The 25,547-nt window shown below is 64.9% G+C and carries 26 protein-coding genes; 12 read left to right on the top strand and 14 right to left on the bottom strand.

Translation table 11 applies throughout. From position 1 onward, the window contains the following. Positions 1-42: 42 nt before the first annotated feature. The 5 genes from leuA to DT069_RS20305 form a co-directional block, all read right to left on the bottom strand. Positions 43-1,722: a 2-isopropylmalate synthase gene (gene leuA / locus DT069_RS20325; RefSeq protein WP_119462157.1), complete on the bottom strand. Its 1,680-nt coding sequence runs from the start codon at positions 1,720-1,722 to the stop codon at positions 43-45. A 302-nt stretch (positions 1,723-2,024) separates the two neighbouring features. Then, the gene (locus DT069_RS20320; RefSeq protein WP_162913323.1) at positions 2,025-2,651 is read right to left on the bottom strand and encodes a YrbL family protein; all 627 of its coding nucleotides are present in this window, start codon (positions 2,649-2,651) and stop codon (positions 2,025-2,027) included. A gap of 10 nt (positions 2,652-2,661) precedes the next feature. Next, positions 2,662-4,167, bottom strand: coding sequence for a UbiD family decarboxylase (locus tag DT069_RS20315; protein WP_119462155.1), 1,506 nt, complete (start codon positions 4,165-4,167; stop codon positions 2,662-2,664). 74 nt (positions 4,168-4,241) lie between these two features. Continuing rightward, entirely contained in the window at positions 4,242-4,823 is a 582-nt protein-coding gene (locus tag DT069_RS20310; RefSeq protein WP_119462154.1) for a sugar O-acetyltransferase, read from the bottom strand. Positions 4,824-4,843: 20 nt separating this feature from the next. Continuing rightward, on the bottom strand, positions 4,844-5,569 hold the full coding sequence (locus DT069_RS20305; RefSeq protein ID WP_119462153.1) for a hypothetical protein: 726 nt from the start codon (positions 5,567-5,569) through the stop codon (positions 4,844-4,846). Positions 5,570-5,626: 57 nt separating this feature from the next. On the opposite strand from DT069_RS20305, the gene DT069_RS20300 reads away from it, so the two are divergent. The 4 genes from DT069_RS20300 to DT069_RS20285 all read left to right on the top strand — a co-directional run bounded on the left by DT069_RS20300 (position 5,627) and on the right by DT069_RS20285 (position 8,381). Continuing rightward, a complete protein-coding gene (locus DT069_RS20300) occupies positions 5,627-6,049 on the top strand; it encodes a DUF4170 domain-containing protein (protein WP_119462152.1) in 423 nt (140 codons plus the stop codon). Beyond that, on the top strand, positions 6,046-6,798 hold the full coding sequence (locus DT069_RS20295) for a hypothetical protein (protein ID WP_119462151.1): 753 nt from the start codon (positions 6,046-6,048) through the stop codon (positions 6,796-6,798). Before DT069_RS20300 ends, DT069_RS20295 begins: the two co-directional genes overlap by 4 nt. A gap of 89 nt (positions 6,799-6,887) precedes the next feature. After that, positions 6,888-7,154: a SemiSWEET transporter gene (locus DT069_RS20290; protein ID WP_119462150.1), complete on the top strand. Its 267-nt coding sequence runs from the start codon at positions 6,888-6,890 to the stop codon at positions 7,152-7,154. A gap of 3 nt (positions 7,155-7,157) precedes the next feature. Beyond that, the gene (locus DT069_RS20285) at positions 7,158-8,381 is read left to right on the top strand and encodes an MFS transporter (protein WP_119462149.1); all 1,224 of its coding nucleotides are present in this window, start codon (positions 7,158-7,160) and stop codon (positions 8,379-8,381) included. Here DT069_RS20285 and DT069_RS20280 read toward each other — a convergent pair. The 3 genes from DT069_RS20280 to ubiA are packed head-to-tail and all read right to left on the bottom strand — an operon-like array spanning position 8,359 to position 10,762. Beyond that, entirely contained in the window at positions 8,359-9,114 is a 756-nt protein-coding gene (locus DT069_RS20280; RefSeq protein WP_425450424.1) for an MOSC domain-containing protein, read from the bottom strand. The two genes, DT069_RS20285 and DT069_RS20280, sit on opposite strands and share 23 nt — an antisense overlap. A 53-nt stretch (positions 9,115-9,167) precedes the next feature. Then, the gene (locus DT069_RS20275) at positions 9,168-9,827 is read right to left on the bottom strand and encodes a class I SAM-dependent methyltransferase (protein ID WP_119462147.1); all 660 of its coding nucleotides are present in this window, start codon (positions 9,825-9,827) and stop codon (positions 9,168-9,170) included. Further along, positions 9,824-10,762, bottom strand: coding sequence for a 4-hydroxybenzoate octaprenyltransferase (gene ubiA / locus DT069_RS20270; protein ID WP_119462146.1), 939 nt, complete (start codon positions 10,760-10,762; stop codon positions 9,824-9,826). Before ubiA ends, DT069_RS20275 begins: the two co-directional genes overlap by 4 nt. 46 nt (positions 10,763-10,808) lie before the next feature. On the opposite strand from ubiA, the gene DT069_RS20265 reads away from it, so the two are divergent. Both DT069_RS20265 and DT069_RS20260 read left to right on the top strand, forming a co-directional pair. Beyond that, entirely contained in the window at positions 10,809-11,654 is an 846-nt protein-coding gene (locus tag DT069_RS20265) for a 16S rRNA (uracil(1498)-N(3))-methyltransferase (RefSeq protein WP_425450423.1), read from the top strand. 10 nt (positions 11,655-11,664) lie between these two features. Next, positions 11,665-13,029 carry a glutamate--cysteine ligase gene (locus tag DT069_RS20260; protein WP_119462144.1) on the top strand — a complete coding sequence of 455 codons (1,365 nt, stop codon included), beginning with the start codon at positions 11,665-11,667 and terminating at the stop codon, positions 13,027-13,029. 180 nt (positions 13,030-13,209) lie between these two features. Here DT069_RS20260 and DT069_RS20255 read toward each other — a convergent pair whose 3' ends face one another. From DT069_RS20255 to DT069_RS20245, 3 genes are all read right to left on the bottom strand, one after another. Then, the gene (locus DT069_RS20255) at positions 13,210-13,968 is read right to left on the bottom strand and encodes a hypothetical protein (protein ID WP_425450422.1); all 759 of its coding nucleotides are present in this window, start codon (positions 13,966-13,968) and stop codon (positions 13,210-13,212) included. A 354-nt stretch (positions 13,969-14,322) separates the two neighbouring features. Next, the gene (locus DT069_RS20250; protein ID WP_425450421.1) at positions 14,323-14,538 is read right to left on the bottom strand and encodes a recombinase family protein; all 216 of its coding nucleotides are present in this window, start codon (positions 14,536-14,538) and stop codon (positions 14,323-14,325) included. Between the two features lie 269 nt (positions 14,539-14,807). Then, complete coding sequence (locus DT069_RS20245; protein WP_162913322.1) at positions 14,808-16,433, bottom strand: DUF4435 domain-containing protein; 1,626 nt, start codon at positions 16,431-16,433, stop codon at positions 14,808-14,810. 254 nt (positions 16,434-16,687) lie between these two features. Here DT069_RS20245 and DT069_RS20240 point away from each other — a divergent pair, with 254 nt between their 5' ends. Next, a complete protein-coding gene (locus DT069_RS20240) occupies positions 16,688-17,314 on the top strand; it encodes a LysE family translocator (RefSeq protein ID WP_119462142.1) in 627 nt (208 codons plus the stop codon). Positions 17,315-17,336: 22 nt separating this feature from the next. Here the strand turns inward: DT069_RS20240 and tldD are convergent, their stop codons facing one another. Next, a complete protein-coding gene (gene tldD, locus DT069_RS20235; RefSeq protein ID WP_119462141.1) occupies positions 17,337-18,770 on the bottom strand; it encodes a metalloprotease TldD in 1,434 nt (477 codons plus the stop codon). 217 nt (positions 18,771-18,987) lie between these two features. Here tldD and DT069_RS20230 point away from each other — a divergent pair, with 217 nt between their 5' ends. After that, on the top strand, positions 18,988-19,989 hold the full coding sequence (locus DT069_RS20230) for a threonine ammonia-lyase (RefSeq protein WP_119462140.1): 1,002 nt from the start codon (positions 18,988-18,990) through the stop codon (positions 19,987-19,989). Here the strand turns inward: DT069_RS20230 and DT069_RS20225 are convergent. Both DT069_RS20225 and DT069_RS20220 read right to left on the bottom strand, forming a co-directional pair. Next, positions 19,986-20,381, bottom strand: a complete 396-nt coding sequence (locus DT069_RS20225) for a hypothetical protein (RefSeq protein ID WP_119462139.1) — start codon at positions 20,379-20,381, stop codon at positions 19,986-19,988. The genes DT069_RS20230 and DT069_RS20225 overlap by 4 nt on opposite strands. Positions 20,382-20,876: 495 nt before the next feature. After that, complete coding sequence (locus tag DT069_RS20220; protein WP_119462138.1) at positions 20,877-21,290, bottom strand: hypothetical protein; 414 nt, start codon at positions 21,288-21,290, stop codon at positions 20,877-20,879. Positions 21,291-21,885: 595 nt separating this feature from the next. On the opposite strand from DT069_RS20220, the gene coxB reads away from it, so the two are divergent. From coxB to DT069_RS20200, 4 genes are all read left to right on the top strand, one after another. Then, positions 21,886-22,725: a cytochrome c oxidase subunit II gene (gene coxB / locus DT069_RS20215; RefSeq protein WP_119462137.1), complete on the top strand. Its 840-nt coding sequence runs from the start codon at positions 21,886-21,888 to the stop codon at positions 22,723-22,725. A 22-nt stretch (positions 22,726-22,747) separates the two neighbouring features. Continuing rightward, positions 22,748-24,355 carry a cytochrome c oxidase subunit I gene (gene ctaD, locus DT069_RS20210; RefSeq protein WP_119462136.1) on the top strand — a complete coding sequence of 536 codons (1,608 nt, stop codon included), beginning with the start codon at positions 22,748-22,750 and terminating at the stop codon, positions 24,353-24,355. Between the two features lie 68 nt (positions 24,356-24,423). Beyond that, complete coding sequence (locus DT069_RS20205; RefSeq protein ID WP_425450420.1) at positions 24,424-25,365, top strand: heme o synthase; 942 nt, start codon at positions 24,424-24,426, stop codon at positions 25,363-25,365. After that, the gene (locus tag DT069_RS20200) at positions 25,362-25,541 is read left to right on the top strand and encodes a hypothetical protein (protein ID WP_162913315.1); all 180 of its coding nucleotides are present in this window, start codon (positions 25,362-25,364) and stop codon (positions 25,539-25,541) included. Before DT069_RS20205 ends, DT069_RS20200 begins: the two co-directional genes overlap by 4 nt. Positions 25,542-25,547: the final 6 nt, after the last annotated feature.

Raw genomic sequence — 25,547 nt, 5'->3', positions numbered from 1 at the left:
TCAAAGCACCAAAGCGTACCCGACATCAGGATCGATCGTCGATCATGATCGTCCGCGGCGAAGCCGGTTGACTGCGCTGACGATCGCCTTGAACGACGCGGAGACGATGTTCGGATTCATGCCGACGCCGAACAGCGTCCTTCCGTCATCCGTCTTGATCTCGACATAGGCGACGGCCGTGGCCGAGGCGCCTTGGCCCACCGCATGCTCGCCATAGTCGATGACCCGGATCGTCTCGCCGCAATGGGTGCGCAGCGCGTCGATGAAGGCGTCGATCGGGCCGTTGCCCTTGCCCTCGATGGTGCGCTCCACGCCCTGGTCACGGATGACAGCCTTCAACCGCCGCATCTCCCCGGCATGGGTATCGGGGATGGTCAGATGCTCGACGAAGGCGAGCGGCCGGTCCTCGGCGAGATATTCCCGCTCGAAGCTCGTCCAGATATCGCCCGGCCGCAGTTCCTTGCCGGTCTCGTCGGTGATGCGCTGCACGACCTGGCTGAACTCGATCTGCAACCGGCGCGGCAGGCGCAGCCCATGCCCCTGCTCGAGGACATAGGCGACGCCGCCCTTGCCCGACTGGCTGTTGATGCGGATCACCGCTTCGTAGGTCCGGCCGAGATCGGCGGGGTCGATCGGCAAATACGGCACTTCCCACAGCCCGCTATTGCTCTTCGCCTGCGCCACCAAGCCCTTCTTGATCGCGTCCTGGTGCGAGCCGGAGAAGGCGGTGAAGACCAGTTCGCCGGCATAGGGGTGGCGCGGGTGAACCGGAAGCTGATTGCAATGCTCGACCGCCTGGACGATCTCGTCGATGTCGTTAATCTGCAGGCCCGGATCGACGCCCTGCGTCAGCATGTTGAGCGCCAGGGTCACGACGTCGACATTGCCGGTGCGCTCGCCATTGCCGAGCAGCGTACCCTCGATGCGGTCCGCCCCGGCCATCAGCGCCAGCTCCGCCGCGGCGACTCCGGTGCCGCGGTCGTTATGCGGATGCACGCTGAGGACGATGGCGTCGCGGTCGCGGATGTTGCGGCCGAACCATTCGATCTGGTCGGCGAAGATGTTGGGCGTCGCCATCTCGACCGTCGAGGGCAGGTTCAGGATCATCTTGCGCGCGGACGTCGGTTGCCAGACTTCCATCACCGCCTCGCAGATCTCGACGGCGAAGTCGAGTTCGGTCCCGGTGAAGCTCTCGGGCGAATATTGCAGCACGATCTCCGTCTCCGGCATCGCCCCGGTGCATTCCTTCACCAGCTTGGCACCGTTGACGGCGATATCGACGATGCCCGGCCGGTCGAGCCCGAACACGACCCGGCGCTGCAGGGTCGAGGTCGAGTTGTAGAGATGCACGATCGCGCGCCGCGCCCCGCGGATCGACTCGAAGGTCCGGCGGATCAGCTCTTCCCGCGCCTGGGTCAGGACCTGGATCGTCACGTCCTCGGGGATCAGATCCTCCTCGATCAGGCTGCGGACGAAGTCGAAATCGGTCTGCGAGGCGCTCGGGAACCCGACCTCGATCTCCTTGAAGCCCATGCGCAGCAGCAACTCGAACATCTGCCGCTTGCGGTCCGGCCCCATCGGCTCGATCAGCGCCTGATTGCCGTCGCGCAGATCGACGCTGCACCAGATCGGCGCGGTCTCGATCACGCGGCCGGGCCAGCGCCGGTCGGGCAGGTCGATCGGCGGGAATGGTCGGTATTTGTGAATGGGCATGGCGGTCATCTGAACTTTCCTTCTCCATCAGCGCAGATATTGCGGGAACGGCGACCGGCATACAGCCGTCGAGCAGCCGTTAGGCTCGACGGCTGCCGATAAGTCGCAGAAGGAGGAGGGAGTCAGGGAGTCTTTGAGAGCACATCGAACAACGCACGCAAGCGGTTAACGGAAAACGACGGTGACCCGGCGTCCCTCAGGACGCCGGGGTCAGAAGTCGAAGCTCCGAAACCCAGCGATGCGTTAGCCGATACATGGATCAAAGGGTAGGCGAGGGACTCGCTCCGGTCAAGGCTGCTTCGGCTGCGGGCTCAGGCGAACGCGCTCGCCCGCTGCGTGAGCTGTCGGATGCGCCGGTCCAGCTTGCGGCGAGCCTCGGCCTTCGACCAGCCGGCGAGCTGCAGCAGGGTCCGCCTGCTGTTCAGGCTCTTGAGGTCGACGATGACCGGGGTGACGACCCCGGCCTCGTCCTGCCGCAGGATGATGTTCAGCAGGTTCAGGTCATAGAGCAGAACGTCATGCGCCCGCAGCCGCTCGAACAGGCTCTCGAAGCGACGCCACAGATCGGGGTCCGCGATCTTGCCGTGCCGGCCGATATGCTCGGCTAGCGCGACCGACTGCTGCCCGTCATGGTCCCGGACCAGCTCGACCACCAGGCCGGGGCCGAGGTTGGTCGGCTGGATGCCGAAATATTCCGGGAGGTGACCGCGCAGCGACTCCTTCACAAGGCAGTAGTTCCGCATCTCCGCGCTGTTGAAATCGAGCCAACCGGTCAGGTCGATGATCCTGTGATGCAGCCGGTTCGCCAGCTTCCGGGGCTTGGGGTCCGCAGATTGCGAGCGGATCTTGATGCATTTCGACGGGTCGTCGGGATGCAGGTAGCAGACGCGATTCCGGCCGATGCGGAATGGCTGCATGCCGGACAGGTCGATGGTCATGGCGGCGATGCTACTTCCAAATCGGCTTGCCGCTCCCTGGCAGGCCATATTCCGCCCATTTCCGCGTCACCTCCTCGATCACCGCGTCGGCCATGCGGATCTTGCGGCCCCATTCGCGCTTCGTCTCCGGCGGCAGCTTGTTGGTGGCGTCGAGGCCGAGCTTGCCGCCCAGCCCGCTCTCGGGGCTCGCGAAGTCGAGATAGTCGATCGGCGTGTTCTCGACCACGGTGATGTCGCGCGCCGGGTCCATGCGGGTCGAGATCGCCCACATCACTTCCTTCCAGTCGCGCGCGTCGATGTCGTCGTCCACGACGATCACGAACTTGGTGTACATGAACTGCCGCAGGAAGGACCAGACGCCCATCATCACCCGCTTGGCATGGCCGGGGTAGGCCTTGCGCATCGACACCACGGCAATGCGGTAGGAGCAGCCTTCCGGCGGCAGCCAGAAATCGACGATCTCCGGGAATTGCTGGGTCAGCAGCGGAATGAACACCTCGTTCAGTGCCTCGCCCAGCACCGAGGGCTCGTCCGGCGGCCGGCCGGTGAAGGTCGAGAGATAGATCGGCTGCCGCCGCATCGTGATCGCGCTGACCGTGAAGACGGGAAAGGGTTCCACCGCGTTGTAATAGCCGGTGTGGTCGCCATAGGGGCCCTCGTCGCCGTAATCGGTCAGCGAGACATGGCCCTCCAGCACGATTTCCGCCTGCGCCGGCACCTTCAGCGGCACGGTCTTACAGTCGACCAGCTCCACCTTCGCGCCGCGCAGCAGGCCGGCGAACTGGTACTCCGACAGCGTGTCCGGCACCGGCGTGACGGCGGCGAGGATCGTGCCCGGATCGGCGCCGATCACCACGGCGGCCGGCAGCGGCTCCGGCTTCTCGGCCTTCCAGCGGGCATGGTGCTGCGCGCCGCCGCGATGCTTCAGCCAGCGCATCAGCGTGGTGTTGCGCCCGGTCACCTGCATCCGATAGATGCCGAGGTTGAAATCGTCCTCGCGGCGCTTGCCGGGCCCCTTCGTCACCACCAGAGGCCAGGTGATCAGCGGCGCCGGCTCGCCCGGCCAGCAGGTCTGGATCGGCAGGCGGGCGAGGTCGATCTCGTCGCCCGTGAGCACCACTTCCTGCGCCGGCGCGGAGCCGACGCTCCGCGGCTTCATCGCCATCACCGTCTTGAGCAGCGGGAACAGTTCCAGCGCCTCGCGCCAGCCGCCGGGTGGCTCCGGTTGCTTCAGGAAGGCGAGTGTCTCGCCGACCTCGCGGAGCTGTTTCGGCTCGCGGTTCATGCCCCAGGCGACGCGCTCGACGGTGCCGAACAGATTGACGAGCACCGGCATGTCATAGCCCCCGTTCTCACCGACGACATTCTCGAACAGCACCGCGGGCCCGCCTTCGGCGAGCAGCCGCGTCTGGATCTCGGTCATTTCCAGGATCGGGCTGACGGGCGTCGAAACGCGGACGAGCCGCCGCTCGCGGTCCAGCCGGTCGATGAAATCGCGCAGGGAGGAGTAAGGCATCGAGAAGGATTTACCACAGAGGCACAGAGGAGCAGGAAATCTACCGAACTCTGTGCCTCTGTGTCTCTGTGGTTCTATAGATTGGGCTTGTCGCCATTGCACCTGCGAATGATACGGCAGGGATTGCCGACCGCCACGACGCCCGCCGGCAGGTTCCGCGTCACGATGCTGCCGGCGCCCACCACGGTTTCGTCGCCGATCGTCACGCCAGGCAGAACGATGGCGCCGCCGCCGATCCATGCGCCGTTGCCGATGACGACCGGCGCTGCCGATTCGAGCCCGGCTCGGCGCTCCGCCGCATCGATCGGATGCTTTGCGGTGTAGATCTGCACCTGCGGGCCGATCTGCACATCGTCGCCAATCGTGATCGGCGCGCAGTCCAGAAAGACACCGCCGAAATTCACGAACAGGTTTCGGCCAACGCGGATGTTGTAGCCATAGTCGCAGGCGAAGCTCGGCTCGATCTCCACGTCCGGCCCGACCTCTCCGAATAGACGGCGCAGAAGCGCGATCCGCTCCTCGGGATCATCGCCCGTCGTCGCGTTGTACGCCCGGACCAGCGCCCGCGCACTCCGACGCTCCGCCACAAGCTCGGGGTCCGAGGCGCGGTAGAGCACGCCCGCGAGCATCTTCTCCTTTTCGCTCTGGTCCGTCATTGAACCGCGCGATCTATCCGTCAGTCCGCGACCGTACCGCCCGCCTCCTTGACGGCACGCTCGTAGGCTCGCTCCGACTTGTAGGGGCCGTGCTTCGGGAACTTGGCCGGGTCCGCCTTGACGATGCCGCGGCCATGCGGCAGGACCTTCGAATAGCCGCCGTCGCGGCCGATCAGCGGGATATAGCGCCCCTGCCGCGAGAAGGTGCGGCGCATGGTGGCGGAATAGTCGCGAAACGTCTTGAACTCCTCCGGGTCCTTCTCGAACAGATACTCGTAGGCGGCAACGAAATCGCGCACGAAGTCCGCGTCGACCTCCTGCAGGTTCGAGATCACCCAGCAGCGGTCCTCGAAGGTCCAGTAGCAGGCGAGGCCGATGAAGTCGCCCTCCCGCGTGATATAGGGGCAGAAGGGAAAGGCGCGGCAGGCGAGGCTGCGGTTGTCGCGCTCGCAGTGGCGCGCCCCTCGGCACTCGATGGCGGCGCAGTCCGTCGACAGCTCGGCGACGATCTGGCGGCTGGCGCTGTCATGGGGCTTGAAGCGGCGCCACATGTCGGTGCGCGTCTTCAGCAGGCGCCATTCCGCCTTCTGCACGATCGGTATCGCGTTCTTGGTCGAGCAGCAGACAGGTTCGCCGCCGTTCAGGGGCGCGCATTTGCGGCCGCAGTCATGGCGCGAGATCGAGGCCTGGAAGCGGTCATAGATCTCTCGGAAGTCGTCGGGTTGGATGCTTGGTGTTTTGGTCATATCTCGACTATACAAACGGCGCGGTCGGGCGCAATGACGCAGGAGCGATTTGGAACGATGGCGCGATATTGGGTGGTCGGCGGACAGTACACCGATACGGATTTCGATAAGATTGCCGGCGGCGGCCCTGAGCAGCGGGCCGGCCCGTTCAAGGATTACGAGGCGGCGAAGGCCGAATGGCAGCGCCTCGCCTGGTCGACCGTCGACGATGCCAACAGCCGCTATCGCATCGAGGAAGAGTCGGAGCAAGGCCCGCAGCATTACTGGGTGGTCGGCGGAGTCTACAAGGACACGCATTTCAAGGAGCCGGCGGCGGGTACGAAGGAGCAATGGTTCGGACCCTTCGACTCCTACGAGGCGGCGAAAGCCGAATGGCAGCGGCATGCCTGGGCAACGGTCGACGACGCGCTCTCCCGCTACCGGATCGAGCGCCTGTCCGACGACCATCTTCCCGCGGACCACAAGACCGCCGCGCGATGACGCTCTGGCCGGTGCCCAATGGCGCGGCCGAGCGCTTGGCCCTGGCGAAGGGCTATCCCTTCTTCATTCCTGAGGAGTCCTATCTCCTCGCCGACGGCGCGGTCCGCCCGCTACCGGCGCTGGATGACCCGGTGTTCGCGGGGCGCACGCCAGTGCTGGCTGTCGGCTCCAACCAGTCGCCCGATCAGTTGCGGCGGAAGTTCGCGCATTTTCCGCCGCCGGCCCGCATCCCGGTGACGCGGGCCTGGCTCGCCGATTTCGACGTTGTCTATGCGACCCACATCACCCGCTACGGCTCGATCCCGGGCAACCTCTTCCCGACGCCGGGGGCGCGGGTGCGGCTCTCGGTCACCTGGCTCGACGCGGAGCAGCTCGCCGCGATGCACGCCACAGAGATCGCCGGCGAGCACTATGTCTTCGGCCGGCTCGGCGCGGTCGAACTGGCGATCGACAACGGGCCGATGCTGCGCCAGGTCCATGGCTATGTCAGCCTGCAGGGCTGCCTGCGGGAGGATGACGCACCGGTCGGGCTGGCCGCGATCCGGGCCGAGGGCCGCCCCTATCCCGGCCTGCCGCAGGAAGCGATGCTGGAGCTGCTGCGCCGCCGCTGCGCCTCGCCGCTCGCGCTCGACGATTTCATCCTCGCGCTGGTCACCGACCCGGACCTCCGCGACGCCTGCACGCAGCGGCTGCGCGCGGACGGCCTGCCTTTCGCCTGGACCCATCTCGATGTCGTCGAGACCGGATAGAGGTTGCTGATGCGCGCGTCGACGGAATCTGCTATTCGACTGGCGATGCGGGACGCGGCTTGGGGACTGCGCGACTCGGGGGACCATCAATGCTTGATCTCGGCGGAGCCGGCGAGTTCATCGGCCTCTTCGCGGGGGCGCTGACAACGCTGTCTTTCCTGCCTCAGGCGCTCAAAGTCTATCGAACGCGCTCGGCGAGGGACCTGTCGCTCGCCATGTTCCTGCTGTTCTGGCTCGGGATCGTTCTCTGGATCGTCTATGGCGTCCTGCTGGGATCGCTCGCCATCATTCTGGCCAACATTGCGACCCTGTTGCTTGCCAGCGCAATCCTGTGGTTCAAGCTGCGATTCGGTTAGGCCATGCTTGCACCCGACCTGCGCTCGGAGATCCGCTGGCTTTCGAGCGGCTTCCTTCTGACGCTCTGCTCCGGCTTCGGACAGACCTATTTCATCGCCATCTTCGCCGGCTATCTGAAGGCGGATCTTGCCATGACGGATGGCCAGTTCGGCAGCCTCTATACGGTCGGTACGCTGGCGAGCGCGGCCCTGCTCATGTGGGCCGGGAAGTTCGCCGACAAGTTCTCGATTCGCTGGCTTGGGGTTGGCGTGATGGCAGGACTGGCCTTGACGTCGCTGGCCATGGCGTCCGTCGCTTCCGCCTGGATGCTTGCTTTGGTGCTGTTCGGCCTGCGCTTCTTCGGCCAGGGCATGCTGACCCACGTGGCGATGACGGCCATGGGTCGGTGGTTCAACCGCAAGCGGGGACGGGCCGTTTCCATCGCCGCGCTCGGCTTTCCGGCAGGCGAGGCGGTACTGCCGCTGATCGCCGTCACGGCTATCGGTCTCGTTGGCTGGCGACTGATGTGGGTCGCGGCAGCCGTCGCCCTCGTTGCGGTGCCGGTACCCGTTCTGATCGCCCTTCTGAGGCGCGAGCGGACCCCGACCGCCGGCCCCGCCGCGCCGGGCGATTGCGGCGAGGATCCCGTCCGCCGTGACTGGACCCGCGGCGAGGTTCTGAAGAGCCGCCTCTTCTACGCGTTGATGCCGGGCGTTCTGGCGCAGCCTTTCATTGCGACCGGCATCTTCTTCAACCAAGTCACCATCGTCGAGATGAAGGGCTGGGAGCTCGCTTGGTTCGCGGCCGGTTTCCCGGTCCTGGCTGGGGTCAGTGTCCTGTCGGCGCTCGCGGCCGGCTGGATGGTGGACCGCTTCGGCGCGCGCCGTCTGCTGCCGTCGTTCCTCGTCCCGCTCGGGGTCGCCATCCTGATCCTGACCTATGTGACGAGCCCCTATGTCCTGCCGGTCTTCATGGCGCTCGTCGGGCTCACGCTCGGGAGCTCCGCCACCATCCAGGGCGCGCTCTGGGCGGAGCTCTATGGGACCAGGCATCTGGGCGCGATCCGGGCGTTCGCCACGGCGGGGATGGTCTTCTCCACGGCGCTGTCGCCGGGGCTGATCGGTATCCTCATGGATGCCGGCGTGGCGCTGGAGGCGCAGTTTCTGGCGATGGCGGCCTACTGCTTCATCGCCGCGCTCTGGATGGGCTCGCTGATGCCGCGGCTCAACCGTTTGGCAGCAGCCTGACCTCGTCGCCTTGGCGAATCGCGCCCGGCTGCAGAAGCTCCGCATAGATGCCGGCGCGCGTCGCATTGTGCTCGCGCACCGTCTGCAGGATCGCGGGATCCTGGGGCAGATCGCCCTGCGGCAGCACGGTCATCACGCAGCGCTTGCAATGATCCGCGATCCGCAGGCGAAGGGACTCACCGATCGCAAGCTCTCGGCCGATCCAACCGGTCTCGGGAAATCCGGTGCTCTCCCCGGTATCGATCACGACGTTCGGCCGGAACCGCGCCAGCTCGAACCGGCCCTCCGGATAATGCCGGCCGAGTTCCCGGAGCGTCGCCGTGGTCAGCAGATGCAGCGGCGACAGGGCATAGGCGGCCTCCGCGGTGGCGAGCGACGCGAAGCGCACTGGCCGGCCGAGATGCTTCGAAAGCCGCGCGTCGATGTCCGGCAGGTCGCCGGTAAACCGGGTGCCGTCGGGCAGGGTAATCTCGACCGGCGGCATCGGGGCGTCGGGCTCGGGCGGTGCGGTGAACCGGGCGGTATAGGTGACGAGATCCCGCCATTTCCGCTTGCCGCCGGCGGAGGTGATGGCTTTGCCGATCTCCGGGTCGACGACGCCATAGGCGCGGTCGCCGCAGATTCCGGACGCGCCGACTTCGGCCTCCACCAGGGCTTCGCCGCGCATCGACTGGACGGGATAGCGCCACAATGCGCCGACCGTTCCGATCCGTTCGCCGTTCTGTCCCATCATCCCCTCCGCAGTGGCGGGGAAGGATGACATCTGCCGATAGAATGGTGCAACCGTCAGCCCGTCACGCGCCAGACCACCGTGTCGCGAACCTCTTGGTCTTCGAGCTCCCGGGTCGTCGGTACCGCGTAGCGGGCGAGGGGTTCGAGCCCGTCGCGCGGCAGATAGGCGCGGCCGGGATCGCCGAGCAGCACCGTCGTCCCGCGACGGGCGAGGCGCTTCAGCCAGGCTTCGACCCGGCCGGCGAGCGGGCGCTCGTAGCAGATGTCGCCCGCCAGCACCAGATCGACTCCCGGATCGTCGTGGTCGAGCAGATTTTCGGTCGCGACCGCGACGGAAACTGCGTTGGCCGCGGCATTGAGGCGGATCGCGGCGGCGGCGAAGGCGTCGATGTCGTTCGCGGTAACCGCCGCGGCGCCCGCCTTCGCGGCGGCGATGGCGCCGAGGCCGCTTCCCGCCGCGAAATCCAGCACGCGACGGCCAGCGACGAGCGCCGGATTGTCGAGGATGTGACGCGCCAGGGCCTGACCGCCCGGCCAGGCGAAGGCCCAGTAGGGCGGCGGCACGCCCGACGCGGCGAGCGTCGCTTCCGTCGCCTCCCAGATCGGCGTGATCGCGTCGGCGAGATAAAGTTGAATTTCCGGCACCAGCGGCGGGTGGGCAAGCGCGGTCTCTGCGCGGACAAAGTCGGCGGGATCGGTGAGGGGATTGGTCACCCGTTCAGGCGCCCAAGCACGATGCCGGTCAGCAGGATCCAGCCGAGCCAGCGATTGGCGCGGAACTTGGTGAGGCAGTCATGCGGATCGTCGAGCTTCACTTGCAACCCCTGCCAGGCGAGATGCGCGGCGACCAGCGCCAGCGCGATCCAGCCCGGCCAGCCGATGCCGGCGAGATGCAGGCTCGCCCCGAACAGCAGGAGCGCCACCCCGGCGAAGCCGAACAGCCAGGGCCGGGTCTGCGCGCCGAAGCGCAGCGCCGTCGACTTGACGCCGATCAGCGCGTCGTCCTCCTTGTCCTGGTGCGCATAGATGGTGTCGTAGACCATCGTCCAGGCGATGCCGGCGGCATAGAGCGCCAGCGCCGGCGGGTCGAGCCGCCCGGTCACCGCCGCCCAGCCCATCAGCGCACCCCAATTGAAGGTGAGGCCGAGAAAGGCCTGCGGCCAATAGGTGATCCGCTTCATGAAGGGATAGATCGCGATGAGCGCCAGCGAGGCGACGCCGAGCCCGATGGCGAAGCCGTTCAGGCTCAGCAGGACCGCCAGCCCGATCGCGAGCTGCAGGCCGAGGAAGGCCGCGGCCCGTAGCACGGTGACGGCGCCGCTCGGGATCGGCCGCGTCGCGGTGCGGGCGACTCGGGCATCGAAGTCGCGGTCGACGATGTCGTTGAAGGTGCATCCGGCCCCGCGCATCACGACCGCGCCGATCCCGAACAGGACCAGCAGCCGCCAATCCGGCCAGCTACCGGGTGGGGCGGCGAGGGCGATCGCCCACCAGCCAGGGAACAGCAGCAGCCAAGTGCCGATCGGCCGGTCGAGTCGCGCCAGCCGCAGATAGGGCCGCGTCGGTTCTGGCGCAAAGCGGTCGATCCAATCGCCCGGACGGATGTCGGCGGCGTCGTTCAGCGGGTCGGTTCCGAAGCCTTCATGCATTGGCTATGTTTAGCATCAGAACAAGGGCACTCAAGCAGGGATCGCCATGGCGGAGGATAGAGCGGCAGGCGACAAGATGGATGGGCAGCCGGAGACGCGGCTCTATGTCGAAGCTGATCTTGCCGCGGGCCAGAGCCTCGGCCTCGATCATGCGCGCGCTCATTATCTGCGCCATGTGCTGCGTCTCGATGCCGGCGCGGTCGTGGCGCTGTTCAACGGGCGCGACGGCGAATGGCTCGCCCGCATCGACGGCTTCGGCAAGGGCTGGTGCTCGCTCACCATCGGCGAGCGCCGCCGCCCGCAGGCGCCCGACCGCGACCTGTGGTTGGTCTTCGCGCCGATCAAGCGGGCACGGATCGATTTCGTCGCCGAGAAGGCGACCGAGCTCGGAGTCGCGGCCCTGCAGCCGGTGTTCACGCGCTTTACCGCGATGACGCGCGTCAATACCGAGCGGCTGCGCGCCAACGCCGTCGAGGCGGCGGAGCAGACGGAGCGGCTGAGCGTGCCGGAGGTGTTCGAGCCGCTCTCGCTTGAGAAGCTGCTGGCCGAATGGCCGGTGGAGCGCCGGCTGCTGGTCTGCGCCGAGGCCGGTCCGGCCCGGCCGATCGCGACGGTGCTGAGCGAGATCGCACGAACGCGGGGGACCGGTCCGGAAGCCGGTCTGCAGCCCTGGGCGGTGCTCACCGGGCCGGAGGGCGGCTTCGCGCGATCCGAGCTTGACGCTCTGGGGAAACTGCCCTTTGTTACGCCCGTCGGCCTGGGGCCCCGCGTGCTCAGGGCCGACACGGCGGCATTGGCGGCCCTTGCCTGCTGGCAGGCGATCCTCGGAGACGGTGAAGATCGTCCGCCGGTGCGTATGCTTTCAGAAGACGTACCAACAGGTCAGTGCTAGAGCCTCATTCATGTCAGCCCCTCCGAAGTCGCACGGTGAGCCGATCACCGACAAGAGTCAGCTCGTCGCCTATCTGGAGGCCGGCTGCAAGCCGCTCGCCGACTGGCGCATCGGTACCGAGCATGAGAAGTTCGCCTTCACCTGGTCGGACCTGCGGCCGCTGCCCTATGACGGGCCGTCGGGTATTCGCGCGCTGCTCGAAGGGATGCAGCGGTTCGGCTGGGAGCCGATCATCGAGAACGGCAATCCCATCGCCCTGATGAAGGGGCGCTGCAACATCACGCTCGAACCGGGCGGCCAAGTCGAGTTGTCGGGCGCGCCCGTCGAAGCCCTGCACGACACCTGCGCCGAGGTGCAGCGGCATCTGCAGCAGGTGAAGGAGGTCGGCGGTGAGCTCGGCATCGGCATGCTCGGCATGGGCTTCCAGCCGAAATGGTCGCGCGCCGACTCGCCCTGGATGCCGAAGGGCCGCTACGGCATCATGCGCGACTATATGCCGAAGAAGGGCAATCTCGGCCTCGACATGATGCTGCGGACCTGCACCGTGCAGACCAATCTAGACTTCGCGTCGGAGGCCGACATGGTGCGCAAGATGCGCGTCAGCATGGCCCTGCAGCCGGTGGCGACCGCGCTGTTCGCCGATTCGCCCTTCATCGAAGGCAAGCCCAACGGCTTCATGAGCTATCGCAGCCATATCTGGACCGACACCGATCCCGACCGCTGCGGCACCCTGCCGTTCGTCTTCGAGGAGGGCATGGGGTTCGAGCGCTATGTCGACTACATGCTCGACGTGCCGATGTATTTCGTCTATCGCGACGGCGCCTATATCGACGCCAGTGGCCAGTCCTTCCGCGACTTCATGGCCGGCAAGCTTCCGGCGCTGCCGGGCGAGATCCCGGGCATGGGCGACTGGTCCGACCACCTGACGACGGCGTTTCCCGAAGTGCGGCTGAAGCGTTATCTCGAGATGCGCGGCGCCGATGGGGGCCCCTGGGACCGTCTCTGTGCCCTGCCGGCCCTATGGGTCGGCCTGCTCTACGATTCGACCGCGCTCGACGCCGCCGCGGATCTCATCAAGGGCTGGACCCAAACCGATCATGACTATCTGCGCCGCGAGGTGCCGCGCCAGGCGCTGCACACGCCCTTCAAGGGCCGCACGATGCGCGAGTTGGCGCTGGAGGTGCTGGGAATCGCCCGGGGCGGGCTCAGCCGCCGCGCCCGCTTCGACAAAGTGGGCGACGACGAGACCCATTTCCTCGCCATCCTGCAGGAGATCGCGGATTCAGGCCTCTGTCCGGCCGAGCAGAAGCTGGCGCTCTATCACGGCCGCTGGCAGGGCAGCGTCGATCCGGTGTTCCGCGAGTTCGCTTATTAATTTGCTTATTAAACTGGCCCGGTCATTGCCGTAGGGGCGGCCCTGCATGGCCGTCCCGATTCGAATGCCCTTCGGGTTCCTGGATCTTGTGGACAAACTCGACTACCCGGCGGCCCGATCATCAGTAGGTTATGCCCAATTTTACAAGCCCCTGCGCAGCCTAAGGCATTCTCGCGCCGTTCAGTCGCGCCATATATCGTCGGGCCCTGTCTCAAGACCGAACACGTCATCCCTGCGGCCTAAGGTTCCCATGTGGCTGCGTGTATTAAGATGCGCGAGGCGATAGGCGTTGGCGAAACCATTCTCGCTGATGGTACTGGGCACCTGCTCCACATGAACGAGGTTATTGGCTGCCAGAACGGAAAGGGCACGTCGGATATTGCTTCGCGCTACCCCGCTGTATTCCTCGATCTTAGCGTAGGTAATCATTGCCATGTTCCTGCGCCGGTCTCGACGCGAGGCGAATAGGAAATACAGCTTGAGCGCCTCGAGTTCGGCGGGGCGGCGGAGCCGGAAATCGCCGAAGGCCGCGACCGCGGCGTTGCGGTATAGACCTTTGGCCGGGAACTGCGCCCAGCCTCTTTCTGGGTCATAGCCGGCCAGCCGATAGGTGCTACGCCCTTCCGGCTCGCGCTCGATCAGGCCGCGCTCCGCGAGGGCACCAAGGCCGGCCGACAGCTTCGCCCGGCTGAGCGTCGTCATGCTGCTGAGCGCATCATAGGTCAGCTGCGCAATCCCGCTCCTCTCATCGGCATGATGGCTGATCACGGTCAGCCCCATTAATGCGGCAAGATTGGTGCCACCTTCGCCATGCGCCCAGCGAAAATTCCGCAAGCCCCCGTCTTCGATCCAGCGGGTGGGGAGCTTCACCCAGTGCCGCAGTTTTCTCATCGCCCCTTCCGCTCCTTCGCCACAGTGAAGACGACATAAATCGCCCATGCCGATAGCCCGAATGCGCCGAGTGCTATCAGCGCAATCACATGGTCGCGCGACAGATTTGCAAATGCCGCTACTAAATTCGTGAAAATTTCCATCGAAATCGCTCCTTGATTTTCAACGAGCGATTTTTTAGCGCTTTCCCTGTTTCTAGTTCTAGAGACAATCTGGCGGGAGTTCCGGTCAAATTCAGAGTTTTCTGTTTATTTTCAGGAGATTATATATGTTGGAGAGAGGCTATAAAAGGTTCTAATTTAGTTCACGACAGTAGTCCTTGTGAACTAAACGGGCTTAGTCGGTGCCTTTTGGCACTGTCCGCTCATCAATCGCGGTCGCGCGTTGGCCTCGGTCGGAGTGTCAGGCGGAGGTCCGCGGAGGGCGCTTGGCGTCCCGAGCGAAGAGCAGATCGCGGCCGAGGTCAACGAGCGTCACAATCGTAACACCAGCGTTGATAATCAGCAGGAATAAGGCTTGTGTCTCTAGAACCTGCTCACGCGAAAGCCTGTCCAGGCTTTCCACGATCAGAACGGAGCCGGGCTCAATTCTTCCCTGGCGCACCAGTTGAGTGGCCACGAAGCTGCTCGGGCCGGCTCATGCGCAGATATGAATAAGCAGTGGGCATCGCGGAGGAATTCTGCCGATCAAAATTAAAGCCGCAGCAAACTGCGGTGTTGGATCGGCTACCACATTAGCAGTCTGGATTCGCCGGATCGGCGCTGGAGTAAATCAAAAAATCAAGTGTGACTGCTGCTGACCGAAGCGGACATCCGGGGCCTGAAGAAACAGTACTCTGCATTCGACAATGTGACGAAGCGCATATGAGACCGAACAAGATTGCGCCTTCACGCGGCCGCGACGGGCTTTTCGATCGTCTTGATGGCTCTCTCTGGCTCCTCCTCGGAGATCAACTCGTTCGTGAGCGGGCCGAGAACCTTGCGAAGCGCTGCGCAAAAGCTAGCATCTCGCTGGCAGAGGGCGACGACCGCATTCTCGTAGTTTTCCTTGGCCGGGAAGAGGAGCTTCGTAGAAATCGCACCATAGCATCCAGACTTCCGGAGCTGATATCTGGTCATTAATTCGTCGAGTTTCTTGTCCCTGACCAAGCTCTCGAAGACCTCAATTTCGTCGTTCAGCACTGTCTCGAAGTCGAGAGTGATCGGAGTCGCCGTTCCTTCCAGCAAATCTTTTGCTTTCGGCAGACAGCCGAACACGCTATCGCGCGCCTTCCTTTCACAGCGAAGGGCGCACAGGTTCCTCATAGTATTCGGATCACTTAAGGCTTTCAGTGCAGCCGCTTCGCATGCCTCAAGCAATTTCGAGGCATCCTTGCCCTGATGCTCGGCCTGTTGCTTTGCCATCGCCTCCCGGGCCACCCGGCCGAAGTAAAGGGATTCGATGGAGCATACGCTGAGCGCATGGATGTGTTCGGTGGCCAGCTTTTCGACTTCCTCTTCGGGCCTGTTGTCACGATCCACCAAGCCGAAGGCTTCGACCCAGTGAAGGTTTTCCGCTGACCTCAGCCCGCGCACCGCTTCAATTACATTCGGGCAACCACCCTTTGGAGTCACGGAGACCGTCGGGAACAGAATACCGTAGAGGCGTCGATCAAGACTGGTCTCGTCCCCTTCCACGAACAGGATTCGCTTCCGAGACCCAAGGATTGCTGCGCGAAGGTCCTGGGGTAGGTCGGACCGGGGTTCGAGTAGCTCCAAGTCAAAACTTTGAGGCTCCTCACCCGCCCAGGTGCAGCTTCGGAGGATGAGTGTGGAAGCCCCTTCTTCCACAGTGGGAAGAGCAATCTCGTGGGTGCCGATGATGAAAGCGCAGTCAGGTCGTCTCTTGAACAGCGCAGCTAGCAGGGGTTCGGTTATTGATCGGTGCAGGTGCCGTTCCGGCTCGTCGACGAGGAAGATTGTTCCTGCTCGTGCCGATACGACGTCGGTTGCCAGCAAGATCGCGTTTCTTTCTCCGTCCGAAAGCTTCGACACGCCGATCAGAGTGGTATCGCCATGGCAGCCCTTGAGGAGATCGTCATCCGTAATCTCTATCTGAACGGAAAGGGCGCCTTGGCGGAGGATCTCATTTAAATCTTGGAGGGGAGAAGGATTCTTACGTTTGTAGCTCTCGACACTTTCTCCGCTCGCTTCACATGCCTTAATTAACTCTCGATGCCAGTGGTTCTCTTTCGATATAAATGAAGAAATGGCAAGCCCAATCCGTTCACCCGCGTGTTCTTCGATATACCGGGCGCGATGATTGCGGGAATGGGTAAGAATACTGCTTTCATAAGTGTGGCGCTGGAATGGAGCGAATGTCGCTCCATCGCCTGACAACCAATTCTGCCGATGTGCGGAAATCCGCTTGATGAGTGTCATAGGCAGTTGCTGGATGATAACGGAAAGGAGCGCGGATTTCCCTGCGCCGTTCGGTCCCACAATGTAGAAGACCGACCCCGGAACGATCGTCATTCGAAGCTCTCCAGCAGCTTTCTTGACGACGACACTGTGCGTATCGGCTTTACCCCCGTTAGCCATTTCTGGTCCCCCTTCACCGGTGCAGCAACTCTGGTCCATGCAATCAGCTAATCCGCCACCACGACTATGCCATTGAACTCGATAGCGGCCTTGAGGTTGAGCCGACCATTTAAACGGCCTCTGGACCGGCTCGGCCAAACCATGGATAGCTTGTCCTCGAATCAGACCGCTTGTGCAAGGGAGGCCCTATGACCGTCGAACTTTGGCTCGCCTTCACGGCCGCGGCAGCGATCATGGTTGCGATTCCGGGGCCGACCGTGATGCTCGTCGTCAGCTACGCCCTCGGCGAAGGGCGCCGCTCCGCCTGGGCGACCGTGGTCGGCGTCGCGCTCGGCGACTTCACCGCGATGACGCTCTCGCTTCTCGGCCTCGGCGCTCTGCTGGCGACGTCGGCGGCGCTGTTCACCCTGCTGAAATGGGTCGGCGCGGCCTATCTGATCTATCTCGGAATCAGGCTCTGGCGTGCCGAGCCGTCCGTCGATCAAGGCGGAGCCGGGAACGGCGGGCGGTCGCACCGGTCGATGATGGGGCATGCCTTCGCGGTCACGGCGCTCAATCCCAAGAGCATCGTGTTCTTCGTCGCCTTCCTGCCGCAGTTCATCAATGCGGGCGCACCGCTCCTGCCCCAGATGGCGGTGCTGGAGGCGACGTTCCTCATATTGGCGACGCTGAACGCCGCGCTCTATGCCTATCTGGCGGGCCGCCTGCGCGGAGCCATCCGGAAGCCCTCGGTCCTGAAGGCGATCAACCGGGTCGGTGGCGGCATCTTGATCGGCGCCGGTGTGGCTACCGCCGCGCTGAAGCGCGCCACCTAACCCGGTAGCTTTCTCGGGGCCTTTACTCCCCGGTGCCGCCGACGGTGAGCGCCTCGATCTTCAGGGTCGGCTGGCCGACGCCGACGGGAACGCCTTGGCCCTCCTTGCCGCAGGTGCCGATGCCGGGGTCGAGCTGCATGTCGTTGCCGATCATGCTGACCTTGGTCAGCACATCGGGGCCGTTGCCGATCAGCGTCGCGCCTTTCACCGCCGGGCCGATCTTGCCGTCCTCGATTTTGTAGGCCTCGGTGCAGGTGAAGACGAACTTGCCGGAGGTGATGTCGACCTGCCCGCCGCCGAAATTCACGGCGTAAAGGCCCTTCTTCACCGAACGGAGGATCTCCGCAGGGTCCTGCTTGCCGGACAGCATGCAGGTGTTGGTCATGCGCGGCATCGGGATATGCGCGAAGCTCTCCCGCCGCCCGTTGCCGGTGGGCTTCATGCCCATCAGCCGTGCGTTCTGCCGGTCCTGCATGAAGCCGACCAGGATGCCGTCCTCGATCAGCGTCGTCGATTGCGAGGGCGTGCCCTCGTCGTCGATGGTGAGCGAGCCGCGCCGGTCGGCGATCGTGCCGTCGTCGACGACGGTGACGCCCGGGGCCGCGATGCGCTGTCCGAGCAGGCCGGCGAAGGCCGAGGTCTTCTTGCGGTTGAAGTCGCCCTCCAGCCCATGGCCGATCGCCTCATGCAGCAGGATGCCGGGCCAGCCGGGGCCGAGCACGACCGGCATCTCGCCCGCCGGCGCCGCCACGGATTCGAGATTGACCAGCGCCTGGCGCAGCGCCTCGTCCACCCCAGCCTGCCAGCTCGCCGGGTCGAGATAGGCCTGGTAGGAGGTCCGCCCGCCGGTGCCATGGCTGCCGGTCTCCATCCGGTCGCCCTCGCCGACCATCACCGTGATGTTGATCCGGACGAGTGGGCGGACGTCGGCCACGCGCACGCCGTCGGCGCGGATGATCTGCACCGCCTGCCAGACGCCGGAGAGCGAAGCCATGACCTGGCGCACGCGGGGGTCCTTCGCCCGCGCATAGGCGTCGATCTCGGCGAGCAGCTTCACCTTCGTCTCGAAATCGACTTGGGCCAGCGGGTTTGCGTCCGTGTAGAGGCCGCGGTTGGTACCCGTCGGCGCCATCGCCATGCTGCCGCCCCGCCCCGCATGCACCGCCTTCACCGTCTCGGCGGCGCGGGCGATCGCTTCTTCCGACAGCTCGCTGGCATGGGCATAGCCGGCGGCCTCGCCGGCGATCGAGCGCAGGCCGAAACCCTGTGTCGTGTCGAAGCTCGCGCTCTTCAGCCGACCGTCGTCATAGCTCAGCGCCTCCGACTGGCTGTATTCCAGGAACAATTCGCCGTCGTCGGCGCCCTTCAGCGCCTCGTTCACGCGGCTCTCGACGCGGCCGCGGTCGAGGCCGGCGCGCACGAAGAACAGGTCGTCCGTCAAGGCGAGGTTGGTCATCGATGAATTCCTTAGTCTGCGTGGGTCTGCGCGGGTTCGGTCGTTTCGTGGCGCGATTGCCTGTTGGAGATATAGGCGCGTTCGCCCGCGATGTCACCGCGGCCGGCTCTCGTGAGAGGCGCTTTATCTGCTTCGGCTCTGATGTATCATCCCGCCCCGGCCAGCACCCGGCGAGAATGCCGGGAAGAATGCCAGAAAGAATGAAGGAGGCGAAGCGATGGTGACTCCCCCGACGGTCGACGAAATCGCTGAAATGCGCGCCCGACTCGGCGACCGGATCGTGGAGACGCCGGTGCATCGTTGGCGCAGCGCCGATCTCGCCCAGGCCGTCGGTCCCGAAACCGATGTCCTCCTGAAGCTGGAGCTCTTCCAGCACACCGGGACCTTCAAGCCGCGCGGGGCCCTCTCGGTCATGTTGAACCTGCCGGACGAGCAGGCGGCGCGCGGCGTGACGGCGGTAAGCGCCGGCAACCACGCCATCGCCGTCGCCTACGCCGCGCGGCTTCTGGGAACCTCCGCGAAGGTCGTGATGCCGAAGACGGCGAGCCCGTTCCGGGTGGAGCGATGCAAGCAGTACGGTGCCGAGGTCGTGCTCGCAGACACGATCGCGGCGGCCTTCGACACGGTGCGCCGGATCGAGGAGACCGAGGGGCTGACCCTCGTCCATCCGTTCGAAGGGCCCTTCACGGTCCTCGGGACCGCCACGCTGGGGTGGGAACTCTGCCGTCAGGCGGGCGACGCCCTCGATGCCGTGATCATCCCGATCGGCGGTGGCGGCCTGAGCGCCGGCGTCTCGAGCGCACTCAAGGCGGTCTGGCCCGAATGCCGGGTCTTCGGCGTCGAGCCCGAGGGTGCGCCCACTTTGTCCAAAAGTTTCGCCGCCGGCGAGCCCATGGCGATTGACAGGGTGGACACCATTGCCGACAGCCTCGGGGCACCGTACGCCATGCCCCTGACCTTCGGGATCCTCCGCCGGAACCTCGAACGGATCGTCCTCGTCGACGATGATGCCCTGCGGCGGGCGATGCACCTCCTGTTCCGGGACATGAAGCTGGCGGTCGAGCCGGCCGGGGCCGCCGCGACGGCGGCGCTCATGGGCCCGCTCCGCGACGAGCTTCGGGGCAAGCGCGTTGGGCTCATCGTCTGCGGCGCGAACATCGATACCGCGACCTATGCCCGCCACATCGGCGCGGCCGAACAGGCACTCTCCGGCGGTTAAGCGCCGATCATCTGCTCGACATCGCGGAGCGCGGACAGCGCGAACCGCTTTTCGACGTCAAAACGCTCATCGGCTTGCGATGCCTTGTCGCACGGCCGGCTCTCGGCCATGAGGAGACGCAATACCTGAAGCTTGAAGGCGACGCCCGCGAGCGTAAGGGCCGGCGTGGCGACGATCCGGCGCTCCAGGGCGAACCGACGATCTAGAGTTGCCTCAAACCGCCGTTCCAGTTCCGCCTCTTCTGGACGACCCTCCGCGTCATCATACAGTTTCCACAACCGCGCCTGCTCGGCGACGACCTCTCGCCACTCTTCGGTGAGTGCCGTCAGGGCGTCTTCGGCGGGCGCGGCAGCGGGGCTTGTGCTGCCGTGGGTTCGAATGGTTCTGGACATGACGACACCTCCATCGGTCTCGGGCCGGAACCGGTGCGGGTGTCGGTGGCACTCCGCCGGTCAGCCAAACCTCTCGAATCGCGAGTCTTAGAAGCGCCCCACGAGGATCGGTCTGCGAGAGGTGGTGCCGCGTCCAGGATTTGCCTGCGGCGGCTCTCAGGGAGCATGCCCCAGAGCCGCAGGATGGCGACAACGGTCGGGGGAACCGCCCGGCGGCCGGTGGCCCATCGGTTGATGGTTCCCCGGTCTGCCGGCTGACCGGACAGATATTGCAGGATCCGGCCAAAATCAGCTTGCGTCAGGTCGAGCGAGGCAAGTGTCTCGCGAAACTCCCCATCGATCATGACCAAGATCATAGACGATCCAGCTGTTAGTGTCACGATACCTCCAGACCTACCAAACCTTGTGTTCTGGCCAAATCTTGTGTTCTGGCGACCCTCTCCCGCAGTGATCTGCACCTCTGCGGACGCTGTAGCCCGCCGCGACGCTTTCGCCTCATTCCGCCGCCACGGTCCGGAAACTCGCCCTTTTGAGCTTCGCCCGCGCGTCCGCGACCTTCTCGCTCCAGATCCGCACCGACTCCTTGTTGTGCTGGATGGCGTCGCGGGCGAAGGCGATCTGGTGCGCCCGACCCGCGGAGTCCGGCCGTCGCAGCACGGCGCGGAATTGGCGGACCGAGATGCGCAGCCACCGCAGATGCTCGGCCCGGATGTTCTCGTAGCGCAGCAAATCTGCCCGTAGCACGGCCCGTGGACGGTAGTGCTCCCAGCGGTGGCGCTGGGCCGCTTCGTCGAGAAGCCGGCTGCGGTCGTGCGGGCCGTTGTAACGGCGCTCCAGCTGTCCGAGTTCGGCAAGGATATCCGCCTCCGAACGCGGCGGGCGCGCGAAGCGACCGGTGGTATCGGTCATGACGCGATCCTCCCGCCTTGGGACCGGGCGGCGGCGCTCGCATCGAATGCCACGGCTCGGGCGTCATGGTCGAAGACGGCGCGCGACAGTGCCGAACAGCCGCTCGCCACATCGCGGGGCGCGAGCTCGATTCGCATGGGTATTCCTTTTTTGTTCATAAAAATAGGCCATTGGCCTATGGAACGCAAAGGGAATTATAGGCCAATGGCCTATTTTCGGGATGGCTGCCCGCGGAATGGGGCGGAGGGCGATGACCGCAGAGGCGGGCGCGCCATCCATTGGCGCGCCCGCCCTCGCCGCGACAGATCGTCGCACATTTACCCTCTCGCAAGTCTGGAGCTCTATAAGAGCGTCCGAACCGCGCGGGAAGCGGCTGGACTCCCCGCGGAATCAAGCGGCGCCCGGCTTTCCGGGACTTGTGATGTTGCTACCGTCCGTGTAGGTTCCGCCGCGGCGGGGTCGACGCTCTTGGGGGGCCTTGCCAGCGAACATCACGAACGGTCGAGTGGCGGGGGACCTTTCGCCCGGTCCCGCCGGTGCTCGTGATGGCGCCGATTCGGGCCGATTTGGTGGGGCGAGCTTGGACGGAGAGAGAATGTCTTTGGCGAGAGGTTTTGCGTTTCTCGGAACGCTGACGGTTTCGGCTGCCGCGCTGGCGGCGCCGGCGTTGGCGGGCGCTCCGGAGCCCTGGCAGTTGGGTTTCCAGGAGGCAGCCACGCCGACGATGGAAATGCTCCATGAATTCCACAATTGGCTGCTGGTGATCATCACCGCCATCTCGGTCTTCGTTCTGGCGCTGCTGATCTATGTGATGGTCCGCTTCAACGAGAGGCGGAACCCGGTTCCCTCGAGAACCTCCCATCACACCGTCATCGAGGTGATCTGGACGGTTGTGCCGGTCCTGATCCTGGTCGGGATCGCGATCCCGTCTTTCAAGATCCTGTACTTCACCGACCACGTCGAAAATGCCGACATGACCATCAAGGCGGTCGGCCATCAGTGGTACTGGTCCTACGAGTACCCGGACAACGGCAACTTTACCTTCGATGCCTTCCCTGTCGCGGAAGAGGACCTCGGTCCCGGACAGCTCCGGCTGCTGGAGACGGACAACCGCGTCGTGGTGCCGGTCGACACGAACATCCGGGTTCTAGTGACGGGCAGCGACGTGCTGCACTCCTGGGCGATTCCCGGCTTCGGCGTGAAGAAGGATGCCGTTCCCGGCCGATTGAACGAGACCTGGTTCCGCGTCACGAAGGAGGGCGTCTATTACGGCCAGTGCTCGGAACTCTGCGGTGTCGGCCACGCCTACATGCCGATCGCCGTCGAGGCGGTCTCGAAGGAAGAGTTCGCGCAGTGGGTCGCCGAGGCTCAGCAGAATTTCGCGCGGGTCGACGGTCCGACGACGACCGTGGCCCAGACGCAGAGCGCGAACTAAGGCGTAGAGGAAGGAACGGATCATGAGCAGCGGGACGGTCCAGCACACCGACCATCACGACCACCATCCGACGGGATGGCGTCGTTACCTCTATTCGACGAACCACAAGGACATCGGCACGATGTACTTGGTGTTCGCCATCATCGCCGGCCTCCTCGGCGGCGCCGCTTCCGTGATGATGCGCATGGAACTGCATGTGCCTGGACTGCAGTACCTGATGGTCGATGGGCAGCCGGACGGGCAGATGTGGAACGTGCTGATCACCGCGCACGGCCTGATCATGATCTTCTTCATGGTCATGCCGGCGATGATCGGCGGATTCGGCAACTGGTTCGTGCCGCTGATGATCGGCGCGCCGGACATGGCCTTCCCGCGGATGAACAACATCAGCTTCTGGCTGCTCGTGCCGGCCTTCCTGCTGCTGCTCGGCTCCGCCTTCGTCGGCCAAGGCGCGGGCACCGGCTGGACAATCTATCCGCCGTTGGCGTCCGTCCTAGGCCATAGCGGACCATCGGTCGACCTGGTGATCTTCGCGCTCCACCTTGCCGGCGCCTCGTCGATCCTGGGCGCGATCAACTTCATCACCACGATCTTCAACATGCGCGCGCCGGGCATGACGCTCCACAAGATGCCGCTGTTTGTCTGGTCGGTGCTGGTGACCGCGTTCCTGCTGCTCCTATCCCTGCCGGTGCTGGGCGGCGCGATCACGATGCTGCTGACCGACCGCAACTTCGGCACCACCTTCTTCGATCCAGCCGGTGGCGGCGATCCGATCCTGTTCCAGCACCTGTTCTGGTTCTTCGGCCATCCCGAGGTGTACATCCTGATCCTGCCGGGCTTCGGCATGATCAGCCATATCGTCTCGACCTTCTCGAAGAAGCCGGTGTTCGGCTATATGGGCATGGCCTACGCGATGGTCGCGATCGGGGTGGTCGGCTTCGTCGTCTGGGCGCACCATATGTTCACGACCGGCATCGGCGTCGACACCCGGGCCTATTTCACGGCGGCGACGATGGTGATCGCGGTGCCGACCGGCATCAAGATCTTCTCCTGGATCGCGACGATGTGGGGCGGCTCGATCCGCTTCGACACGCCGATGCTGTGGGCGATCGGCTTCATTTTCCTGTTCACCGTCGGCGGTGTTACCGGAATCGTGCTGGCGAATGCCGGCATCGACATCGCGATGCACGATACCTATTACGTGGTGGCCCACTTCCATTACGTACTGTCGCTGGGCGCCGTGTTCGCGATCTTCGCCGGATTCTACTACTGGATCGGGAAGATGTCGGGGCGCCAGTACCCCGAGTTCTGGGGCAAGGTACACTTCTGGTTGACCTTCGTCGGCGTCAATATCACCTTCTTCCCCATGCACTTCCTCGGCCTTGCCGGGATGCCGCGGCGCTATCCGGACTATCCGGATGCCTATGCCGGGTGGAACGAGGTGGCGTCGATCGGCTCCTATGTCAGCTTTGCCGCAACGATCCTGTTCGTTGTGATCGCCATCTATACGGTGTTCTTCGGCAAGCGTATCGGCGCCAATCCCTGGGGCGAGGGTGCGACGACCTTGGAGTGGACGGTCAGTTCGCCGCCGCCGTTCCACAGCTTCGATGAGTTGCCCCGGGTCAAGTGACCGAGTCGAGCGATCGATCAAGCGATCCGGGGTCGGCGATGCCGGTAGCCGGGGTGGAGTCTTGAGCCGTGTCTGACGCGAGTATACAGCTTGGAGCTTCGGGCGAGGGCGTTCTCCGCGAGGAGGACGCCCGGGTCGCCGACTTCTTCGTGCTGCTGAAGCCGCGGGTGATGTCGCTCGTTGTCTTCAGCGGGCTGGCAGGCCTCGTGGTCGCGCCCGGTGATCTCCATCCGGTGCTCGCTTGCGTCGCGGTGCTCTGCATTGCTGTGGGTTCGGGCGCCGCGGGCGCCATCAATATGTGGTATGACCGCGACATCGACGCGGTGATGCAGCGCACCCGTCGCCGGCCGATTCCGGACGGCCGCGTGGAGGCGAGCGAGGCGCTCGGGTTCGGCGTCGTGCTGGCTCTCGGCGCGGTGATGATGATGGGGCTCGCCGTCAATTGGCTTGCGGCCGGGTTGCTGGCGGCGGCGATCGGTTTCTATGTCTTCATCTATACGATGTGGCTGAAGCGTCGGACCCCCCAGAACATCGTCATCGGCGGTGCCGCCGGGGCCTTTCCACCGATGATCGGCTGGGCGGCGGTCACCGGCGAGGTCGGTGTTCCGGCGATCGTTCTCTTCCTGCTGATCTTCATGTGGACGCCGCCGCATTTCTGGGCCCTGTCCCTGTATCGCCAGGGTGATTACGCCAAGGCCGGCGTGCCGATGCTGCCGGTCGTCGCCGGGCCGCAGGCGACGAAGCGGCAGATGCTGATCTACACGTTACTGCTGTTTCCCCTGGCGCTGATGCCGACGCTGCTCGGCATCGCCGGCTGGGTCTATGGCGCGGCCGCCCTGGTGCTCGGCGCTCTCTTCATCCTCATGGCCGTCCGGGTCCTGCTCGGCGAGGGTGATCGGGGCGAACGCAGCGCGCGGCAGATGTTCGGCTTCTCAATCCTGTACCTATTCCTTCTCTTCGCCCTCCTGATCATCGACCGGTCGCCGGGGCTTCTGGGGGGATGGTCGTGAGCCAGCGCGATCGTAACGGGCCGGGGGAGCGGGCGACCTCCCAACCGCCGGCCAATGGCGACCCGCGCCTTCAGCAGCGGCATCGGCGGTCGAAGAATATCGCCCTGCTACTGATCCTGGTGGGCTTCGCCGTGCTGATCTATATCGTTGCCATCATCCGCATGAGCGGCGGCTGAGGACGG

Source organism: Virgifigura deserti (genome assembly GCA_003576685.1).
Classification (GTDB): Bacteria; Pseudomonadota; Alphaproteobacteria; order Dongiales; family Dongiaceae; genus Virgifigura; species Virgifigura deserti.
The sequence above is the reverse complement of the archived record's forward strand: the minus strand, read 5'-3'. Positions and strand labels throughout refer to the sequence as shown.

Coding starts and splice junctions, on each gene's coding strand:
- DT069_RS20305 (WP_119462153.1), bottom strand. CDS start 5,569: ATGACCAAAACACCAAGCATCCAACCCGACGACTTCCGAGAGATCTAT.
- DT069_RS20320 (WP_162913323.1), bottom strand. CDS start 2,651: ATGACCATCGACCTGTCCGGCATGCAGCCATTCCGCATCGGCCGGAAT.
- DT069_RS20245 (WP_162913322.1), bottom strand. CDS start 16,433: ATGACGATCGTTCCGGGGTCGGTCTTCTACATTGTGGGACCGAACGGC.
- leuA (WP_119462157.1), bottom strand. CDS start 1,722: ATGACCGCCATGCCCATTCACAAATACCGACCATTCCCGCCGATCGAC.
- ubiA (WP_119462146.1), bottom strand. CDS start 10,762: ATGCATGAAGGCTTCGGAACCGACCCGCTGAACGACGCCGCCGACATC.
- DT069_RS20290 (WP_119462150.1), top strand. CDS start 6,888: ATGCTTGATCTCGGCGGAGCCGGCGAGTTCATCGGCCTCTTCGCGGGG.
- DT069_RS20240 (WP_119462142.1), top strand. CDS start 16,688: ATGACCGTCGAACTTTGGCTCGCCTTCACGGCCGCGGCAGCGATCATG.
- DT069_RS20280 (WP_425450424.1), bottom strand. CDS start 9,114: ATGATGGGACAGAACGGCGAACGGATCGGAACGGTCGGCGCATTGTGG.
- DT069_RS20255 (WP_425450422.1), bottom strand. CDS start 13,968: ATGGGCGATTTATGTCGTCTTCACTGTGGCGAAGGAGCGGAAGGGGCG.
- tldD (WP_119462141.1), bottom strand. CDS start 18,770: ATGACCAACCTCGCCTTGACGGACGACCTGTTCTTCGTGCGCGCCGGC.
- coxB (WP_119462137.1), top strand. CDS start 21,886: ATGTCTTTGGCGAGAGGTTTTGCGTTTCTCGGAACGCTGACGGTTTCG.
- DT069_RS20265 (WP_425450423.1), top strand. CDS start 10,809: ATGGCGGAGGATAGAGCGGCAGGCGACAAGATGGATGGGCAGCCGGAG.
- DT069_RS20315 (WP_119462155.1), bottom strand. CDS start 4,167: ATGCCTTACTCCTCCCTGCGCGATTTCATCGACCGGCTGGACCGCGAG.
- DT069_RS20285 (WP_119462149.1), top strand. CDS start 7,158: ATGCTTGCACCCGACCTGCGCTCGGAGATCCGCTGGCTTTCGAGCGGC.
- DT069_RS20225 (WP_119462139.1), bottom strand. CDS start 20,381: ATGTCCAGAACCATTCGAACCCACGGCAGCACAAGCCCCGCTGCCGCG.
- DT069_RS20310 (WP_119462154.1), bottom strand. CDS start 4,823: ATGACGGACCAGAGCGAAAAGGAGAAGATGCTCGCGGGCGTGCTCTAC.
- DT069_RS20300 (WP_119462152.1), top strand. CDS start 5,627: ATGGCGCGATATTGGGTGGTCGGCGGACAGTACACCGATACGGATTTC.
- DT069_RS20295 (WP_119462151.1), top strand. CDS start 6,046: ATGACGCTCTGGCCGGTGCCCAATGGCGCGGCCGAGCGCTTGGCCCTG.
- DT069_RS20220 (WP_119462138.1), bottom strand. CDS start 21,290: ATGACCGATACCACCGGTCGCTTCGCGCGCCCGCCGCGTTCGGAGGCG.
- ctaD (WP_119462136.1), top strand. CDS start 22,748: ATGAGCAGCGGGACGGTCCAGCACACCGACCATCACGACCACCATCCG.
- DT069_RS20260 (WP_119462144.1), top strand. CDS start 11,665: ATGTCAGCCCCTCCGAAGTCGCACGGTGAGCCGATCACCGACAAGAGT.
- DT069_RS20230 (WP_119462140.1), top strand. CDS start 18,988: ATGGTGACTCCCCCGACGGTCGACGAAATCGCTGAAATGCGCGCCCGA.